Raw genomic sequence first — 18,767 nt, 5'->3', positions numbered from 1 at the left:
GTCTCTGAGGAAAGAGAAGCGCTGCCTTTCGGCGAGCCTGAACCACACTTCAAAAACGATACCTCAATTATCAGAAATTGCAACACGTTAACTATCTCGCATTGGTTGCATAGCGTTGTATTGCGTAAAAATGAAATCAAACCACTTGACCGAAACGATTTCCCTGTCCATGTCGAAGGACCGGTTATCTTGGCACGGCTGGGATTCCATCTGCTTATCCACCGGCCTGGCACGTTTTTTTAGAGAATCATGATGAATGTTGTAGTGGTAGAATCGCCTGCCAAGGCAAAGACGATCAACAAGTATCTGGGCTCCGGATACAAGGTGCTCGCCTCTTTCGGCCATGTCCGCGATCTGCCTGCCAAGGACGGCTCGGTTCTTCCTGATCAGGATTTCGAGATGCTGTGGGAGGTCGACGGTGCGTCGGCCAAGCGTCTGAAGGACATCGCCGATGCGGTGAAGTCGTCCGACGGCCTGTTTCTCGCGACCGACCCGGATCGCGAGGGTGAAGCGATTTCGTGGCACGTCCTCGACATGCTGAACAAAAAGCGCGTCTTGAACGGCAAGACGGTGAAGCGGGTCGTTTTCAACGCGATCACGAAGAAGGCCGTCCTCGATGCCATGGCCGAGCCACGCGACATCGACGTGCCGCTGGTTGATGCGTATCTCGCCCGCCGTGCACTCGACTATCTCGTCGGCTTCAACCTGTCGCCGGTTCTGTGGCGCAAGCTGCCCGGCGCGCGTTCGGCTGGTCGCGTCCAGTCAGTAGCGTTGCGCTTGGTTTGCGATCGCGAATCCGAAATCGAGCGCTTCCTCTCCGAGGAATACTGGAACCTTTCGGCTCTCTTGAAGACGCCGCGGGGCGACGAATTCGAAGCAAAACTGGTTGCAGCGAATGGCAAGCGGTTGCAGCCTCGCACGATCGCAAATGGCGAAGAAGCCGGTAAGTTCAAAGCGCTTCTGGAAGGCGCAACCTATGTCGTCGACACAGTCGAGGCAAAGCCGGTCAAGCGCAACCCGGGACCACCCTTCACAACCTCTACGCTGCAGCAGGCCGCCTCCTCGAAGCTTGGCTTTTCGGCGTCGCGCACCATGCAGATCGCCCAGAAGCTCTATGAGGGCGTCGATATCGGCGGCGAGACGGTTGGTCTGATCACCTACATGCGTACGGACGGCGTTCAGATGGCGCCGGAAGCCATCGATGCGGCACGCAAGGCCATCGTCGATCAATTCGGCCAGCGCTACATGCCGGAGAAGGCTCGCTTCTATTCGACCAAGGCCAAGAATGCACAGGAAGCGCACGAGGCGATCCGCCCGACCGATTTCAATCGCTCGCCGGACCAAGTCCGGCAGTTCCTCGATGCCGACCAGCTGAAGCTTTACGACCTAGTCTGGAAGCGCGGCATCGCGAGCCAGATGGCCTCGGCTGAGATCGAACGCACGACGGCTGAAATCACCGCCGACAACGAAGGTGAGAAAGCCGGTCTGCGCGCTGTCGGTTCGGTGATCCGTTTCGACGGCTTCATCGCCGCCTATACCGACCAGAAGGAAGATGGCGAACAGAGTGATGACGGTGAGGAGGATGGTCGTCTGCCCGAGATCAACGCTCGCGAAAACCTCGCCAAGCAGAAGATCAATTCGACCCAGCACTTCACCGAACCGCCGCCGCGCTATTCGGAAGCATCGCTGATCAAGAAGATGGAAGAGCTCGGCATCGGCCGTCCGTCAACTTACGCTGCGACGCTGGCAACCCTGCGCGATCGCGAATATGTCACCATCGACAAGCGCAAGCTCATCCCGCAGGCCAAGGGCCGGCTGGTGACGGCCTTCCTCGAAAGCTTCTTCACCAAGTACGTCGAGTACGATTTCACTGCCGATCTTGAAGAGAAGCTAGACCGGATCTCGGCCGGCGAGTTGAACTGGAAGCAGGTTCTGCGCGATTTCTGGAAGGACTTCTTCTCCCAGATCGAGGATACGAAGGAGCTTCGCGTCACCAACGTCCTCGATTCGCTCAACGAGGCACTGGCGCCGCTCGTTTTCCCGAAGCGGGAAGATGGCGGCGATCCGCGGATCTGTCAGGTCTGCGGGACGGGCAACCTTTCGCTGAAACTCGGAAAATACGGCGCCTTCGTCGGCTGCTCGAACTATCCGGAATGTAACTATACCCGCCAGCTTTCTTCCGAAGGCGGTTCGGAAGCCGAAGGCGTTGCGCTGAACGAGCCAAAGAACCTCGGTACCGATCCGGTGACCGGCGAAGAACTCACGCTGCGTTCGGGACGTTTCGGTCCCTATATTCAGCGTGGAGATGGCAAAGAAGCAAAGCGCGCGTCATTGCCGAAGGGCTGGAAGCCCGAGGACATCGATTATGAAAAGGCGATGGCGCTGATTTCGCTGCCGCGCGATATCGGCAAGCACCCGGAGACCGGCAAGATGATTTCCTCCGGCATCGGTCGCTACGGACCGTTCCTGCTGCACGATGGCGGTTACGCCAACCTTGAAAGCGTCGAAGACGTCTTCTCGATCGGCCTCAACCGCGCTGTGACGGTGATCGCCGAGAAGGCGAACAAGGCACCTGGCGGGCGCGGGCGAACGGCAGCAGCGGCGCTGAAGGAGCTCGGCGAGCATCCCGACGGCGGCGCTATCACCGTCCGCGACGGCAAGTACGGTCCCTATGTGAACTGGGGCAAGGTCAACGCGACGCTGCCGAAGGGCACTGATCCGCAGGCCCTGACCGTCGAGGAAGCGCTGGCGCTGATCGCCGCCAAGGCGGGCAAGGCGCCGGCTTCGAAGAGCAAGGCAAAACCGAAGGCGAAGGCTGCCGCAGCTGAAACCAAGACGACCAAGACCGCCGCCAAGCCTAAGACGGCGAAGGCCAAGGCGCCGGCAAAGACGAAAAAGAGCAAAGAGTGAGCAAAATCCCGCGGGAAAGAATGAAGGGCGTGGGCAAGCGTCCCGGCAAGATCGGACGCGCCAGCCAGCAACCCGCAGCCGAACCGCTGAATATCGCTCACGGTACGCTGCCCTCCCGCGAAGTGATTTTGCGATTCATCGCCGACCATCCGCAGAAGGCGTCGAAGCGCGAACTAGCAAAGGCCTTCGGCCTGAAAGGAGAAAGCCGCGTCGAGTTGAAGCACCTCCTGCGCGAACTGGAGCAAGAAGGAATGCTTCAGAAGACGCGCAAGTCGCTGATCCGGCCGGGCGCACTGCCGCCGGTCACGGTGCTCGACATCACGACGCGCGACAAGGACGGCGAACTGATCGGTCGTCCGGCGGAGTGGCCTGATGATCAGGGCGTTGCACCCGCCGTCGCCATCCGCCAATCGACGTCTCCGGCTGGGCGCAACGGCAAGGGCAAGGCCCCGGTTGCCGGCATGGGTGATCGGATCCTGGCGAAGATCTTTCCGGCCGCCGATCGCGGCGGGCCGGCCTACACGGCGCGCATCATCAAGATTTTGGACAAGCGCCGCGGTGCGCTGCTCGGCGTGTTCAAGGATGCGCCAGGCGGAGCCGGTCGTCTGCTTCCGATCGACCGGCGTGGCGAGGAAATGGTGATCGACCCTGACTACAAGGGCGAAGCCAAGGACGGCGATCTTGTCGAAGTCGAAGTCGCCCGCCTCGGCCGCTTCGGCCTGCCACGGGCGAAGGTGCTGTCGATCATCGGTTCCGTTGCATCGGAGAAGGCGATCTCGATGATCGCCATCCATGCGCACGGCATTCCCTACATATTCCCGCCTGCCGTCGTCGCCGAAGCCGACGATGCCAAGCCCGCGACGATGTCGCATCGCGAGGACTGGCGCGATGTCCCGCTGATCACCATCGATCCGGCGGATGCGAAGGACCATGACGACGCCGTTTATGCGGAGGCGGACCCCTCGCCCGACAATCCGGATGGGGTCATCGTTACCGTCGCCATCGCCGACGTCTGCTATTACGTGCGGCCGAATTCGCCTCTCGACCGCGAAGCGCTGAAGCGCGGCAACTCGGTCTATTTCCCCGACCGGGTCGTGCCGATGTTGCCGGAACGGATCTCGAACGATCTCTGCTCGTTGAGAGAAGGTCAGGATCGCCCGGCGCTTGCCGTTCGCATGGTGTTTTCGAAGGAAGGCCGAAAAATCGGCCATACGTTCCACCGCGTCATGATGAAGAGCGCCGCAAAGCTCTCCTATCAACAGGCGCAGGCGGCGATCGACGGCAAGCCGGACGACAAGACCGGCCCGCTTCTGGAGCCTATCCTGAAGCCGCTCTGGAATGCCTACAGGATCATGACCCGCGGCCGCGAGCGCAGGCAGCCACTTGAGCTTGACATGCCGGAACGCAAGATCCTGCTGAAGCCTGACGGCACAGTAGATCGCGTCTTCGTGCCGCCGCGCCTCGATGCGCACAAGCTCATCGAGGAAATGATGATCCAGGCCAACGTCGCGGCTGCCGAGACGCTGGACAAGAAGCGGCAGGTCCTGATCTACCGCATCCATGACGGGCCGACACTGGCGAAACAGGAGGTGCTGCGCGAGTTCCTGGCGACGCTTGGCATTTCGCTCGCCAAGGGCGGCAACATGCGCGCCAACAATTTCAACATGATCCTCGCCAAGGCGGACGACACTCCGCATCAAACGATGGTCAACGAGATGGTGCTGCGCTCCCAGAGCCAGGCAATCTACAGCCCGGAGAATATTGGGCATTTTGGCCTGAACCTGATGAAGTACGCGCACTTCACCTCGCCTATCCGGCGCTATGCGGACCTGATCGTGCACCGTGCGCTGGTTGGCTCGCTCGGCTTTGGTGAGGGCGGGATCACGCCCGATGAAGAAGCCGCGCTCGACGACATTGCCGCCGAGATCTCGACGTTCGAGCGGCGTGCGATGGCCGCCGAGCGCGAAACGGTGGACCGCCTGATTGCGCATCATCTTGCCGGCCGCGTCGGCGAGGAATTCGAAGGACGCGTATCAGGTGTGACGAAATCGGGACTATTTGTCACTCTCCCGGACTATGGAGCAGACGGCTTCGTTCCTATATCTACGCTCGGAACGGACTACTTCATCTATGATGAGGCGCACCAGGCGCTGTCTGGCGAAAAAACCGGGCTCGGATATCGCCTCGGCGACGGTGTCACGGTCAAGCTTGCAGAAGCCATTCCGCTTGCCGGTGCGTTGCGCTTCGAGATGATCAGCGAGGGGCGAAAAATGCCCACCGCTGTACGTTCGTTCCATAAGGCGGGCCGGCGCGACGCCAGCCGGGCGCGCAAGCAGGCCGGAACAAGGCCGCCAAGAGGGCGGCGATAGGCGTGTAGGGACGCCGCGAAAGGAAACGAACGATGACGACCACCTCGACCGACCAGGCAATCCGTTATGGAGGAAGCGAGGAGGTGGAACGCCCGCTCGGCCGTTCTATCAAGCGTGGCATGCTGAACACCTGCCCCGCATGCGGCAGTGGCAAGCTGTTCAAGAGCTTCCTGAAGCCGGTGGACAATTGTGCTGCTTGCGGCGAAGCAATGTACCACCATCGCTCGGACGACCTGCCGCCATACCTCGCAATCGTCGTTATTGGCCACCTCATCATCGGCGGCTACATGGCAACCGACCTCGTTTGGCCAATGCCACTCTGGCTGACATTCGCCATCTGGACGCCCATCACCCTGATTGCCACGCTGCTGATCATCCAGCCGATCAAAGGCGGCGTCATCGGCTTGCAATGGGCATTGAAGATGCACGGCTTCGGTGGTCACACCGACGATCACGACGCCTACGAGATACCGGGCCGCAAACGCTAGGCGTGCCCGCCCTGCCCCTTCACCTTCACGACACAATTGACGTGTAGTGGCACGCCCAACGGTGCTGCGGCTCCGCGGGGCGAAATCTCATGCTTATTCGGTAAGGTTCTTTGACGATACCCATTCAAGATCATCCAGGTTATTGCCGCCAGCGCATTTCATCTTGTAAAGCACAGCCGTCACTTGGATTTGGCATGACTGTGCCTTCCTATGGTGCTTCGCGGTGAGCGATTCTGTGCAGCAGGTCTCTAAGGATGCGTATATGTCTCAGCCGCGAAACGGCACCACACCAGGCGATGTCGAAGAAATTCATTGGCCTTCGCTGGTGGCAGCCGTCTCGTCCATCTCAGCCGTCGGCATAGCAATCGGTCTCGGACTTCCGCTCCTCAGCATCATTCTCGAAAAACGCGGCATTCCCTCAACGCTTATTGGACTAAACACGGCAATGGCCGGTGTTGCCGCGATGGCGGCTGCGCCCATCACCACGAAGCTCGCGCACAAATACGGTGTCGCCCCGACCATGATCTGGGCTGTCGTGATTTCAGCGATCAGCGCACTCGGCTTCTACTACGCCCAGGATTTCTGGATGTGGTTTCCGCTGCGTTTCGCCTTTCACGGCGCGACAACGACGCTGTTTATCCTGTCGGAATTCTGGATCAACGCCGCCTCGCCGCCGTCGAAGCGTGGGTTCGTCCTTGGTATCTATGCGACCGTGCTGTCGCTCGGGTTCGCAGGCGGGCCACTGCTCTTTTCGATTCTCGGCAGTGATGGCGTGCTGCCCTTTGCGGTCGGCGCTGGCGCCGTTCTATTGGCCGCCATTCCGATCTATATCGCGCGGTACGAAAGCCCGGTTCTCGAAGAGAAGCCGGAGTTGCATTTCATGCGCTATGTCTTCCTCGTGCCAACCGCAACCGCTGCTGTCTTTATCTTCGGTGCCGTTGAGGCCGGCGGCCTCGCGCTGTTCCCGATCTATGCCGTGCGCGCCTCCTTTACCGAAGCGCAGGCCGCCCTGCTGCTGACGGTTATGGGAATCGGCAACGTGATCTTCCAGATTCCGGTCGGCCTGCTTTCGGACCGCATGAGGGACAAGCGCCCGCTGCTGGCCGCGATGGCCTTCATGGGCCTGATCGGCGCGCTGATGCTGCCCGTCCTCGTGCACAGCTGGATCCTGATGGCCACCGTGCTGCTCTTCTGGGGCGGGTGCGTCGCAGGCCTCTATACCGTGGGTCTCAGCCACCTGGGTTCACGCCTGACAGGTTCCGATCTTGCGGCAGCCAACGCGGCCTTTGTATTCTGTTACGCCGTTGGCACGGTGGCCGGGCCGCAGGTGATCGGCGCAGCCATCGACGTTGCCGGCAATAACGGTTTTGCCTGGGCTATCGCGGGATTCTTCGGGCTTTATGCCCTGCTTTCCGCCGTGAGGCTGCTTTTCCTCCGAAAGCGGGCTTGACTTTTCGGGCGGGATTCGTAGTTTCGCGCCAGAATTTGCCGTGGAGCCTATCCGGCCTGCCACGGCTTTCATTTTATTAAAGGCAGGACGACCATGGCCAAGGCTACCACAATCAAGATCAAGCTGCTGTCGACGGCCGACACCGGTTTCTTCTACGTCACGACGAAGAACAGCCGTACGATGACCGACAAGATGACGAAGACCAAGTACGACCCGATTGCTAAGAAGCACGTCGAGTTTAAGGAAACCAAGATCAAGTAATCGCTTGATCTGATGTTTTTCAAAAAGGCGCGCGCCCACCGGCTGCGCGCCTTTTTGTTTGCCGGCTTTACCGCTGGTTTCAATGCCCAAAAACAGAATCGCCGTCCTCCCGGAAATGCGGAAAGGACGGCGTTTTCTTGAAAGGGGGTCGACCGGCAAGCAACGCGGCACGAGGAACCGCTTAATGTTGCAAACCAGCCGACCGACCCCACGACCCAGGAGATGCGGCGGACCTGAGCATCATGGGGTATCTCGGACTCCTCACAGGGAGTGCTTATCTCTTATGGTCCGATAATTTGCTCGAAAATGAAAGAAAATCAACAAATTCTTAATGGTTAGATTTCCGAGGTTGATTCTATGGTTAAAAGTACCGCTTTAGGACAATTTCTAGACCTTCGATTCGGTCCTGACAGCAAGAATAGCGCCAAAGTTGGCAAGGAACGCCACAATATAGACCAATAGTGTTAGTTGCTGACGCTACAGACCAGGACTTGAACATTACCTGCACATAGCCGAATGCCGGCTAAACCTGACGCATGATCACATTTATCGCGCACCTGCGCCGACAATTGCTTAGAGCGATAGATTTCGAGCAAGCTGGAATGCAATCGACTGGCCGGCTTTCTACTCGAACTACTTGATTCCAGCACCTCGCCGCATAGCTGTGGATGACGCGAAAACCGGACTAAAAGGCCCGCTCAGGCGGCGGCAACAACCCGATTTCGACCGCCCGTTTTTGCCTCGTAGAGTGCCAGATCCGCCTGCTTCATCAGCTGCCCCGGCGTGATGACCGATGAGATCCGCGACGATATGCCGAAGGAGGCAGTCACGCTCAACTCCTGCCCCGATGACTTCAGCTGGAACGGTGTCGTTTCGACCACAGAACGCAATCGCTCCGCGACGGTCGCGGCCACCTCGGGCGAGGTGTCGGGCATCACCACCACGAATTCCTCACCGCCGTAGCGGCACGCAAGATCGGCGCCGCGGACGGTGGAGCGAATGCGGTTCGCGAACTCCCGCAGTACGTCATCCCCGGCGTCATGCCCATAGGTGTCGTTGACCTGCTTAAACCGATCGATATCTGTAATCAGCACAGATAGCGGACGCCCGCGCGCCATCGAGCGATTGAACAGAGTGCTCAGGTGATTATCCAGGTAGCGGCGGTTGCTGAGCCCGGTCAGCGGATCCGTGACGGCAAGCTCGATTGTCTGCTTGACACTCGCGCGCAGGCGATCGTTGTAGCGCTTGCGGCGCATCTGGGTGAGGCTACGTGCCACAAGTTCGTTGGGATCAACCGGCCGAACGATATAGTCGTTGACGCCGAGCTCGAGCGCCCGGATCACCATGTCATCGTCGCCCTGCTCGGTGATAATCAGGATCGGCAGAAAACGCGTGCGCTCCAGCGAACGAAGCTGTGAGCACAGGCGCAGCGGATCGTAGCCGTCGAAATTGGCGTTGACGATGACCAGTTCAAACGGACTTTCCGAAGCCTCGAAGATAGCCGCCTGCGGATCGGAGATTGCGGAGACATCGGCGACGGGTTTCAGCGCCTTGATGATGCGTTCCTGGGAACTGGCACGCCCATCGACCAGCAGCACCTGGCCTGATTCGTCGCCCCGGCCCTCGCTCGAGCGCAGAAGCTCATCGATCCCCATTGTATGGGCGGTTTCCGCGCGAATGCGCAATTCGTCGCTGAGCGTCTTCAGCCGCAAGAGGCTCTTAACCCGCGAAATCAGCTGAAGGTCATTGACCGGCTTGGTGAGAAAGTCATCGGCGCCAGCCTTCAGGCCACGGACTCGGTCGGACGACTGATCCAACGCCGTCACCATGACGACGGGTATGTGCGAGGTCTTGGGATTGGCCTTCAGGCGCTCGCACACCTCGAAACCGTCCATCCCCGGCATCATGATATCGAGAAGGACAAGATCGACCTGGTTGCGCTCGCATGTTGCCAGCGCTTGATAGCCGTCGCTCGCGGTCAATACGTCGAAATACTCGGCCACCAGCCGCGCCTCAAGCAACTTGACGTTGGCCGGAATGTCATCAACCACCAGAATGCGCGCAGTCATAGGCTTCTTTCCGATGCGTCAGGCATCGCCCAGATAGGTCTTGATCGTCTCAATGAATTTGGGAACTGAAATGGGTTTGGAGACATAGGCCTCGCAACCGCCCTGGCGGATGCGTTCCTCGTCCCCCTTCATGGCAAATGCCGTAACGGCGATAACAGGAATGACGTGCAGGTCATCGTCTTCCTTCAGCCATTTGGTGACCTCGAGACCAGAAACTTCGGGGAGCTGAATGTCCATCAGAATCAGATCGGGCCGGTATTTACGCGCGAGATCGAGCGCTTCCATGCCGTTTCGGGTCTGGATTGTCGTGTAGCCAGACGCCTCGATGAGGTCGCGAAAGAGCTTCATGTTGAGCTCGTTATCTTCTACAATCATCACCTGCTTGGGCATGACACGCGTCCTACGTCCGTTCTGGTACCGCTTCCCCGCATGAAGAAGACTTCTGCGATGGCATGGTTCCATAGAACCGATGGCTGCACACTATCGGTATTTGGTTGAAAAATAGGTAACTTACCCAGAGAAATGCAAAGCAACTTCAAGACTTCGAAACAACTCGCAGCCGATCCGCAGCAGACCGCGATCGCCGTTCTTGCCTGGCTTGCCAACGAACCGGATTTGTTCAGCCGCTTCCTTGCATTGACCGGCGTCGAGCCCACACAGGTCCGCCACGCGATCAACGATCCCGGGTTTCTTTCGGGCATGATGGATTTCATCATGCAGCATGAGCCGACGGCGATGGCCTTTTGCCAGGCGACCGGCACCGCGCCCGACGCTTTGAATGCGGCATGGCTGCACTTTTCGCCACCGGGACTTGGGTCGGGAGAATATTGAGCATGAATATTGCTACCAACGTTAGCCAGGTGCGCCTCCGCGACCGGCCCTTGGTCGTCTGCGACATCGATGAAGTGGTTCTCGAGTTTCTCACTCCGTTTACGGCTTTCCTGCGCTCGCACAGCTATGACCTCCTGCCACGGTCGTTCCGCCTCTATGGCAACATCGTCTCTCTGCTCGATGGCAGCGAGTTGGATAAAGCGGCGGTCGATTCGTTTGAGGAAATATTCTTCGCGAACCAGCACATCTGGCAGAAGCCAGCGGAAAAGGCCGTCGAAACACTGCAGTCGCTTTCGGCCGACGCCGACATCGTCTTCCTGACCGCGATGCCACCTCGGCACCATGGCATCCGGCGCGAATTTCTCAACCAGCTTCACCTCTCCTTCGACCTGATCGCCACGGAAGAGGCCAAAGGACCGGTCGTTGCGAGGCTCCATGATCGCCGAAGCCTCCCGGTCGCCTTCATCGATGATATGCAACGCAATCTCCTTTCCGTTGCCGATCATGTGCCCGACTGCCTGCTCCTGAGCATGATGGCCAATGCCGATTTCAAGCCATTCGCACCACCGCCAGTTGGCAACATCGTCGCGGCTACTGGTTGGGACCATGCCGCTGAGCTGCTAAGGGCACATTTCGCGGCGGATGTTCTTACGAGCGCAAATCCAGCCGCATGAGCGGCCGACCATCCTTTCTCTTTGCCACGGTTTCAAATCCAGCCGCATCGAAAATCGCGGTCGATCCGGTACAGAGCGTCACCGACTTCGATTGCTTGACGTGGTCAATCGGACAGCCCTCGATGTAGCGGGCACCGTGGCGCCGCGCATGGTCGACCGCACCCGCGAGCAGACGATGGCTGAGCCCCTGCCCCCGCAAACGAGACGTCAGGAAGAAACAACTCACGGCCCAGAATGACGGATCGTGCGCATCCTCGTCTTTCACTGGCCGGGACACGGTTCGCGGCGAATTGAATTGCGGCACGTCGTACCGTGGCCCGACCTGAACCCAGGCGACCGGCTCGTCATCGGCGGCATAGGCCAGGATGCCAGGCGGCGGCCCAACGGCGATCCGACCGAGCATGTGCGATTTTCGCTCATCCGGCTCCATCTTCGTGCGGACGGCATGAGGCAAGCGAAGCGCAACACACCAGCAATCATAAAAGGCTCCTCGGGGACCGAAAAGCCGCTCGAAGTCACTCCAGCGGTCTGCGGTCACCGGCTCGAAACGGAGATCGATATCCAATGCAAACCTCCCAGCCTGTCTTGAGTCTCAAAAGCTTAGAGGCTAATGTTGCAATGTTCAATCTTTGTTCTTGCCATGACACCTGCCTACGCCAAGACACCCGGCTTCTGTCGCGACTGCCTTGCCGAGCAGAAAGCTGAAACGCGCCGTTGCGCTGCGTGCGGAAGTCCTCGTGTTGTGCGGCATAAGGAGCTCTACGAGCTGACCCTGGCGCACATCGATTGTGACGCCTTCTATGCAGCGATCGAGAAGCGTGACAATCCGGAACTCGCCGACAAGCCCGTTATCATCGGTGGCGGAAAGCGTGGGGTGGTCTCGACCGCTTGCTATATCGCGCGCATCCATGGCGTTCGCTCGGCAATGCCGATGTTCAAGGCTCTGGAGGCCTGCCCGCAGGCGGTCGTCATCAGGCCCGACATGGAAAAATACATCAAGGTCGGACGGGAGGTCCGCACGTTGATGGAGGAGCTGACGCCGTTGGTTCAGCCGCTTTCCATCGACGAGGCGTTCCTGGAGCTTGGTGGAACCGAGCGGCTGCATCACGATCCGCCGGCGCGCACGCTCGCCAAGTTCGTTCAGCGGATCGAGAAGGAGATCGGCATCACCATCTCCGTCGGCCTTTCCTACTGCAAATTTCTCGCCAAGGTCGCGTCCGACCTGCAGAAGCCGAGAGGCTTCTCTGTCATCGGTCGGGAGGAGGCCGTTTCCTTCCTTGCGCCGCGACCGGTGACGACGATCTGGGGTGTCGGCAAGGCGTTTGCTGCAACGCTCGAGGCAGACGGCATCCGAACGATCGGCCAATTGCAGACAATGGAGGAAAGCGACCTCATGCGCCGATACGGCAGCATGGGGCAGCGGCTTGCACGCCTCGCGCGCGGCATCGACGACCGCGAGGTCCATTTGAACGACGCAGCAAAAAGCGTTTCGTCCGAAACGACCTTCTTCGATGATATTTCCCGCTATGACGAACTCGTTCCGATTCTCCGCACCCTTTCGGAAAAAGTTTCCTGGCGGCTGAAGAAGCACGATATCGCTGGTCGGACGGTAGTTCTGAAAATGAAGACGGCGGACTTCAAGTTGCGCACCCGCAATCGCAAGCTCGAAGACCCGACCCAGCTTGCCGACCGGATATTCCGTACGGGGCTGGAACTCCTGGAGAAGGAGACGGACGGTACGAAGTTTCGGCTGATCGGGATCGGCGTGACTGATCTTTGCGATCCCGCGCGCGCTGATCCGCCCGACCTTATCGACGTACAATCGGGCCGCAGGGCAGCCGCCGAAGCTGCAATGGACAAGCTTCGCGACAAGTTCGGAAAAGGCACCGTCCAGACCGGATACACCTTTGGCGGCAAGCGCGATCACTAGTATGTGAGCCTGCTTCAACCTCCGTTATTTCAAGTTTTCCTTAAGCTTCGGCGGCTAGGCTGGTGCTTCAAGTATTGCGTATCGGTTGAGTCATATGTTGTCGCGTCTCGTTTTAGGCCTCGGCTTGCTGTCGGCCACCGCGCTCGTGTACCCGGCGGTTGCCGCGGATTCACGCACGCTGCAGATCTTCGTATCGAAGGATGCGCAGTCGCTTACGCTCTATAATGGCACCGAGGTCGTGGCGACCTCGAAGGTGTCGACGGGGAAACCTGGCCATAGCACGCCGAGTGGCATCTTCTCGGTCATCGAGAAGCAGAAATATCACGAGTCCAATATCTATTCGGCTGCGCCGATGCCCTTCATGCAGAGGCTGACCTGGTCCGGCATCGCGCTTCACGAGTCCAATTCCGTACCGCGCTACCCTGCATCACACGGCTGCGTCCGCATGCCGGCAGCCTTCGCCAAGCAGCTCTACAAGATGACGACGATGGGCGTTCCCGTTGTCATAACCGACGCCGAACTCACGCCCGAACCGATCGATCACCCGATGCTCTTCCGGCCGGACGTGCCGGAACCTCCAGCACTGCTTTCCGACGCTTCGCTGAGGCCGGCAATCGGGCAAGCGCCCGTTCAGGTCGCCATGAACGAAGTCGCACTACCATCTCCTGATACGCCGGCGGCAACGGGGCCGACAAACGACACGCCGATCCGCATTCTCATAACGCGCCGCAGTCTCCGAGAGGAGGTCATCGACCTTCAGACCTACCTGAATGAGCTTGGCTTTGCCGCAGGTGAACCCGATGGTTTCCTCGGGTCGGCAACGCTGCAGGCAATCAGCGACTTCAAACTGAGGTATCCGGTGGAGCCCGCGGCAGAAAAGTCACCAACGAGTGACGCACTCATCAGGGCAGTCTATGCCGCGGCCGGCAAGGGAACGCCACCGAATGGCGTTATCCTGATCCGCCAGGGTTTTGAGCCGATTCTTGAGGCGCCGATCTCGATTGAGAACCCTGGACTTGCCCTCGGCACGCACTTCTTCTTTGTCCACAACGTCGATTTCGAAACCGGCTCGGCGGACTGGATGGGGGCAACGCTCCCCAGCACACTCTCGCGCGCAACCATGACCCGGCTCGGCATCAGCAGCCTCGAAAGCTCGATCATATCAGGCACACCGATCGCCAACGCCTTGAGCCGTATCGATATTCCCGAGGAGACACGGCGCAAGATCGACACCATGTTGACCACGGGCTCGACACTGACAATCTCCGACACCGGCCTCGGAATCGAGACCGGCGAAGGAACGGACTTCATTACCCTTACGAAAGGCTGAGATCAGACCAGCTCGACGTCGATGACGCCCGGGGCTGCACGAAGGGCTGCGGCAATCTCAGGCGTGATGCGATATTTCTGCGGAAGCTCGACCTCCACCTCGCGCTTGCCTTCCTCCTTGATCACGATGAAGGAGACCAAGCCATCGCCCTTCGCATTCAGGTGCGCCGCAACCGCCCGAAGCGGCCCTGAATCCCGCACGTAGACGCGTAGGGCCTTCTGCATTTGTAGTGATTTCTCTTCAAGCGACTGGATGGTCTGCAGGCGAAGGCCAACGCCTTCAGGCCGCTCCTCCCCCGTCGCGGTGATAACGAAGGACTTTCCGGATTCCAGCACATCACGATACTGGTTCAGCATTTCGGAAAACAGCACGGCTTCGAACTGACCCGAGGAATCCGAAAACACGATGATGCCCATCTTGTTGCCGGTCCTGGTCTTGCGCTCCTGCTTGGAGATGACCGTCCCTGCAAGGCGGCCGTTACTCGCGCCCTGCTTCACCGCGGCCGAAAACTCGGCGAAGGTCTGGACCCGCATCTTCTGCAGAATGTTCTGGTAGCTGTCGAGCGGATGTGCCGTCAGGTAGAAGCCAAGGACCTGAAACTCCTTGAGCAGCTTCTCGGAGGCCAGCCATGGCGAAAACTGCGGTAGCGAGATTTTCTCCGGGCCAGACGACAGCGCGCTGCCGAAGATGTCCGACTGGCCGCTCAGCTTGTTTTCCTGCGCACGCTGCGCATAGCCCATGATCCGATCGAGACCGCCTGCGAGTTGCGCCCGATCGAGCCCGAAGCAATCGAAAGCACCGGCAAAGATCAGGCTTTCCAGCACACGCCGGTTCACCTGGCGCGGATCGATGCGCAGGCAGAAATCCTCAAGGCTTGCAAATGGGGTGCCGCCCCGGACCTCCACGATGTGGTCGACGGCTGATTCGCCGACTCCCTTCAGCGCCGCCAGCGCATAGTAGATCCTGTCGTCACCGGTTTCGAAGTGGCGGAACGAGGTCTGCACCGAGGGTGGGATCACCTCAATGTCGAGGCGCTTGGCGTCCTGGCGGAAGTCGTTCACCTTCTCGGTGTTCGACATATCGAGTGTCATCGACGCGGCAAGGAACTCGACCGGATAATGCGCCTTCATGTAGGCGGTCTGATAGGAGACAATCGCGTACGCGGCGGCGTGCGACTTGTTGAAGCCGTAGTTCGCGAACTTGGCGAGCAGCTCGAAGATGTTGTCGGCCTGCGGCTTAGACACACCGTTCTTGATGGCGCCATCGACGAAGCGCTCGCGCTGCTGGTCCATCTCCGCCTTGATCTTTTTACCCATGGCGCGACGCAGAAGGTCGGCTTCGCCGAGCGAATAGCCCGACAGGACCTGGGCGATCTGCATCACCTGCTCCTGGTAGACGATAACCCCCTGCGTTTCCTTCAGCAGATGGTCGATCGTCGGATGGATCGACTCGATTTCTTCCTCGCCGTGCTTGCGGGCATTGTAGGTCGGAATATTCTCCATCGGACCCGGACGATAAAGGGCCACGAGCGCGATGATGTCCTCAATGCAGTCCGGCTTCATGCCGATCAGCGCCTTGCGCATACCCGCACTTTCGACCTGGAACACGCCGACGGTTTCGCCACGCGAAAGCATCTCGTAGGTCTTCTTGTCGTCGAGCGGGATCGAAGCGAGGTCCACCTTGATGCCGCGCTTGGCGACGAAATCGACGGCGACCTTCAACACCGTCAGCGTCTTCAGACCGAGGAAGTCGAACTTGACGAGGCCAGCCTGCTCGACCCATTTCATATTGAACTGGGTGACCGGCATGTCGGAGCGCGGATCGCGATACATCGGCACCAGCTTCGACAGTGGTCGGTCGCCGATGACGATACCGGCAGCATGGGTGGAGGCGTGGCGGTACAAGCCCTCGATCTTCTGGGCAATATCGAGCAGGCGCGCGACGACAGGCTCCTTGTCGGCCTCCTCCTGCAGCTTCGGCTCCTCCTCGATCGCCTTCGACAGCGGCGTCGGGTTGGCAGGGTTGTTGGGAACCAGCTTGCATATCTTGTCGACCTGGCCGTAGGGCATTTCCAGCACACGGCCGACGTCGCGCAGTGCCGCGCGCGCCTGTAGCGACCCAAAGGTGATGATCTGCGCCACCTGCTCGCGGCCGTATTTGCGCTGCACGTAGCGGATCACCTCTTCTCGGCGATCCTGGCAGAAGTCGATGTCGAAGTCCGGCATCGAGACGCGTTCCGGGTTGAGGAAGCGTTCGAAGAGCAGCGAGAAACGCAGCGGATCGACGTCGGTGATCGTCAGCGCATAAGCGACCAGCGAGCCCGCACCCGAACCGCGACCCGGGCCAACGGGAATATCATGCTGCTTTGCCCATTTGATGAAGTCCGAAACGATCAGGAAGTAGCCCGGGAACTTCATGCGTTCGATAACGCTGAGTTCAAACTCCAGCCGCTCGCGGTAGTCTTTCTCCTCGTAGCCGTGCGACATGCCGAGCGTGGCAAGGCGACTATCCAGTCCCTCCTCCGCCTGCCGGCGCAGTTCGAGCGCCTCTTCGCGCTCCGCTTCCTCAGGGTCGGCCGTGGCGCCGGTGAAGCGGGGCAGGATCGGCTTGCGCGTCTTGAGGATGAAGGAGCAGCGCCGCGCGATCTCGATAGTATTTTCCAGCGCTTCCGGTAGATCGGCAAAAAGCTTCGCCATTTCGGCGCGGCTTTTCAGGTAGTGATCAGGCGTTAGACGGAACCGCGTATCGTCGGAAACGATCGCGTTGTGGGCAACGGCCATCAGGGCGTCATGCGCATCATAATCGTCACGGGTCGGGAAAAAGGCTTCATTGGTGGCGACCAGCGGCAAATCGTGCTCATAAGCAAGGCCGATCACCTTCTGCTCATGGCGCTTGTCATAGGTGCCGTGCCGCTGCAACTCGACGTAAAGCCGGTCGCCGAAATGACGCTTCAGCAGCAGAAGGCGTGCCTCCGCTTGAGCTGCATGTCCGTCCTTGAGCGCCATGTCGATCGGTCCCGTCAAGGCACCGGTCAGAGCTATCAGGCCTTCCGTTCCGATCTCGTCGAGCCAAGAGGCGCGAATGTGGCTCGATTGACCATTGCCCTCGCCGCCGAGATAGGCGCGGCTGACCAGATCCACCAGCCGCTCGTAACCAGCATCAGTCGCCGCCAAGAGGACCAGCGACGGCAGCTTGACGAGCACCTGCTGGCCGCCGCGCCGTTCCGTCTCAAGACCATCTTCCATGTCGATCGAGACCTGACAGCCAATGATCGGCTGCAGGCCCTCGTCCATGGCCTTCTGTGAAAACTCGAGGGCGACAAACAGATTGTTGGTGTCAGTGATCGCGATGGCCGGCTGGCTATCGCCCGACGCCTTATAGAGGATCTTCTTGAGCGGCAGTGCCCCTTCGAGGAGCGAATAAGCCGAGTGGACACGAAGGTGAACGAAGCCCGGCGTACCGCCGATGAAACCGCTTGCCGCGTCTTTCTCCGCACCCGCCATGACATGCCTTCCGATCACCTGAATCAAATCAGGTCTATTCTCAGCATCGGGGGGTCGATGTCCAGACAAGGGTTGCGTTCGGACCGCATGACAGCCATGCGGTCCCCGAAATTCTTACATTGCCATGCAGATCAGCGAGAAGCTGGCAACGAACATTGCGATGGAGGTGAATGCTGCGATATCACGGATCAAGTCAGTCATTTGGCTCTCCTGTTCTCTTATGTTTTCAATTTGTTCCGCTATTGTTCTATTGTCAACAGGATTCTTTTCCGCTCTGCTGGCCGTATGGCGATGGGAGAAAAGCATGTTTAAGTTTGTATTAATTGCGGGATTGGTTCTATCGACAGCGTTTACCGCTCGAGCCGAGCAGATCGACCCCGCGCGTATCATCGACGCGGCGACAGGTGATTGGGATGGCGACGGGAGTGCGGATCTCGCACTGCTGGTTGCACCTGAAGATAGCGCCAGCGACGATCAAATCGGAATCTACATCTATCTTCGTGATAGCGACCACGAGCTGCTGCGACTTTCCATGAGCGCGCCAAACAAGATTTGGGGCAGCACCAGCGCTGACGGCGTCTTCGGTCAGGAACCCTCGTTGAAAGCCGTCGGCAAGTCCTCGATCGCAATACATTCGCAGAACAGCGCCATCGGGCGCGACCGCTGGGACCAGACGCTGACAGTGGCTTATCGCAACAAACAGTTCGTTGTCGCCGGTTACACCTACAATCACTATGACACGCTCGACCCCAACGCCGGCGGTACCTGCGACTACAATGCATTGACCGGCAAGCTGCAGAAGAATGGCAAAGACATCAAGGCCGAGCCGCGCGTCATCCCAATCGTCCAATGGAATGACGACACAGGGCAAGCGATCTGTGGGCAATAGTCTTTGTTCTTATTCTGTTCTTTACAATTGGCACGGTTATTGAGAGGCTGCCGAGCTGGAGAA

General features: G+C 59.3%; 14 protein-coding genes. 10 read left to right on the top strand and 4 right to left on the bottom strand.

The window, feature by feature from the left end:
• Positions 1-252: 252 nt before the first annotated feature.
• From topA to rpmG, 5 genes are all read left to right on the top strand, one after another.
• Positions 253-2,910, top strand: a complete 2,658-nt coding sequence (gene topA / locus ATY80_RS07735) for a type I DNA topoisomerase (RefSeq protein WP_088691854.1) — start codon at positions 253-255, stop codon at positions 2,908-2,910.
• Complete coding sequence (gene rnr / locus ATY80_RS07730) at positions 2,907-5,279, top strand: ribonuclease R (RefSeq protein ID WP_088691853.1); 2,373 nt, start codon at positions 2,907-2,909, stop codon at positions 5,277-5,279. The genes topA and rnr overlap by 4 nt, the downstream gene beginning before the upstream one ends.
• 32 nt (positions 5,280-5,311) lie before the next feature.
• Entirely contained in the window at positions 5,312-5,767 is a 456-nt protein-coding gene (locus ATY80_RS07725) for a DUF983 domain-containing protein (protein WP_088691852.1), read from the top strand.
• A gap of 262 nt (positions 5,768-6,029) precedes the next feature.
• Entirely contained in the window at positions 6,030-7,217 is a 1,188-nt protein-coding gene (locus tag ATY80_RS07720) for an MFS transporter (RefSeq protein WP_088691851.1), read from the top strand.
• A 93-nt stretch (positions 7,218-7,310) separates the two neighbouring features.
• Positions 7,311-7,478, top strand: coding sequence for a 50S ribosomal protein L33 (rpmG, locus tag ATY80_RS07715; RefSeq protein ID WP_003587245.1), 168 nt, complete (start codon positions 7,311-7,313; stop codon positions 7,476-7,478).
• Positions 7,479-8,176: 698 nt separating this feature from the next.
• Here the strand turns inward: rpmG and ATY80_RS07710 are convergent.
• A complete protein-coding gene (locus ATY80_RS07710; RefSeq protein ID WP_088691850.1) occupies positions 8,177-9,547 on the bottom strand; it encodes a PleD family two-component system response regulator in 1,371 nt (456 codons plus the stop codon).
• A gap of 18 nt (positions 9,548-9,565) precedes the next feature.
• On the bottom strand, positions 9,566-9,937 hold the full coding sequence (locus tag ATY80_RS07705) for a response regulator (RefSeq protein ID WP_007531841.1): 372 nt from the start codon (positions 9,935-9,937) through the stop codon (positions 9,566-9,568).
• A gap of 132 nt (positions 9,938-10,069) precedes the next feature.
• On the opposite strand from ATY80_RS07705, the gene ATY80_RS07700 reads away from it, so the two are divergent.
• Complete coding sequence (locus tag ATY80_RS07700) at positions 10,070-10,378, top strand: DUF3572 domain-containing protein (RefSeq protein ID WP_088691849.1); 309 nt, start codon at positions 10,070-10,072, stop codon at positions 10,376-10,378.
• A gap of 2 nt (positions 10,379-10,380) precedes the next feature.
• Complete coding sequence (locus tag ATY80_RS07695; protein WP_088691848.1) at positions 10,381-11,052, top strand: hypothetical protein; 672 nt, start codon at positions 10,381-10,383, stop codon at positions 11,050-11,052.
• Here the strand turns inward: ATY80_RS07695 and ATY80_RS07690 are convergent.
• Complete coding sequence (locus ATY80_RS07690; protein ID WP_088691847.1) at positions 11,027-11,617, bottom strand: GNAT family N-acetyltransferase; 591 nt, start codon at positions 11,615-11,617, stop codon at positions 11,027-11,029. The two genes, ATY80_RS07695 and ATY80_RS07690, sit on opposite strands and share 26 nt — an antisense overlap.
• Before the next feature lie 45 nt (positions 11,618-11,662).
• Between ATY80_RS07690 and ATY80_RS07685 the strand changes: the two genes are divergently transcribed.
• Together ATY80_RS07685 and ATY80_RS07680 are read left to right on the top strand one after the other, a co-directional pair.
• Positions 11,663-12,982 (top strand): DNA polymerase IV, encoded by a 1,320-nt coding sequence (locus ATY80_RS07685; protein ID WP_088691846.1) that lies wholly within the window; start codon positions 11,663-11,665, stop codon positions 12,980-12,982.
• A gap of 94 nt (positions 12,983-13,076) precedes the next feature.
• The gene (locus ATY80_RS07680) at positions 13,077-14,312 is read left to right on the top strand and encodes a L,D-transpeptidase family protein (protein WP_088691845.1); all 1,236 of its coding nucleotides are present in this window, start codon (positions 13,077-13,079) and stop codon (positions 14,310-14,312) included.
• Between the two features lie 2 nt (positions 14,313-14,314).
• On the opposite strand, the gene dnaE is transcribed toward ATY80_RS07680, so the two are convergent.
• Positions 14,315-17,815 carry a DNA polymerase III subunit alpha gene (gene dnaE, locus ATY80_RS07675; RefSeq protein WP_088691844.1) on the bottom strand — a complete coding sequence of 1,167 codons (3,501 nt, stop codon included), beginning with the start codon at positions 17,813-17,815 and terminating at the stop codon, positions 14,315-14,317.
• A gap of 304 nt (positions 17,816-18,119) precedes the next feature.
• Here dnaE and ATY80_RS07670 point away from each other — a divergent pair, with 304 nt between their 5' ends.
• Positions 18,120-18,704 (top strand): hypothetical protein, encoded by a 585-nt coding sequence (locus ATY80_RS07670; RefSeq protein WP_088691843.1) that lies wholly within the window; start codon positions 18,120-18,122, stop codon positions 18,702-18,704.
• Positions 18,705-18,767: the final 63 nt, after the last annotated feature.

Source organism: Rhizobium sp. R711, from assembly GCF_002211365.1.
GTDB lineage: Bacteria > Pseudomonadota > Alphaproteobacteria > Rhizobiales > Rhizobiaceae > Rhizobium.
Note: the sequence above shows the minus strand (reverse complement) of the source record. Positions and strands in the feature narration are given on the sequence as shown.

What these genes read in the sequence shown, in the direction of transcription:
- rpmG (WP_003587245.1), top strand. Translation starts at nt 7,311, where the DNA reads ATGGCCAAGGCTACCACAATCAAGATCAAGCTGCTGTCGACGGCCGAC.
- ATY80_RS07710 (WP_088691850.1), bottom strand. Translation starts at nt 9,547, where the DNA reads ATGACTGCGCGCATTCTGGTGGTTGATGACATTCCGGCCAACGTCAAG.
- ATY80_RS07685 (WP_088691846.1), top strand. Translation starts at nt 11,663, where the DNA reads ATGTTGCAATGTTCAATCTTTGTTCTTGCCATGACACCTGCCTACGCC.
- ATY80_RS07695 (WP_088691848.1), top strand. Translation starts at nt 10,381, where the DNA reads ATGAATATTGCTACCAACGTTAGCCAGGTGCGCCTCCGCGACCGGCCC.
- ATY80_RS07705 (WP_007531841.1), bottom strand. Translation starts at nt 9,937, where the DNA reads ATGCCCAAGCAGGTGATGATTGTAGAAGATAACGAGCTCAACATGAAG.
- ATY80_RS07700 (WP_088691849.1), top strand. Translation starts at nt 10,070, where the DNA reads ATGCAAAGCAACTTCAAGACTTCGAAACAACTCGCAGCCGATCCGCAG.
- ATY80_RS07680 (WP_088691845.1), top strand. Translation starts at nt 13,077, where the DNA reads ATGTTGTCGCGTCTCGTTTTAGGCCTCGGCTTGCTGTCGGCCACCGCG.
- topA (WP_088691854.1), top strand. Translation starts at nt 253, where the DNA reads ATGAATGTTGTAGTGGTAGAATCGCCTGCCAAGGCAAAGACGATCAAC.
- ATY80_RS07720 (WP_088691851.1), top strand. Translation starts at nt 6,030, where the DNA reads ATGTCTCAGCCGCGAAACGGCACCACACCAGGCGATGTCGAAGAAATT.
- ATY80_RS07670 (WP_088691843.1), top strand. Translation starts at nt 18,120, where the DNA reads ATGTTTAAGTTTGTATTAATTGCGGGATTGGTTCTATCGACAGCGTTT.
- dnaE (WP_088691844.1), bottom strand. Translation starts at nt 17,815, where the DNA reads ATGGCGGGTGCGGAGAAAGACGCGGCAAGCGGTTTCATCGGCGGTACG.
- ATY80_RS07725 (WP_088691852.1), top strand. Translation starts at nt 5,312, where the DNA reads ATGACGACCACCTCGACCGACCAGGCAATCCGTTATGGAGGAAGCGAG.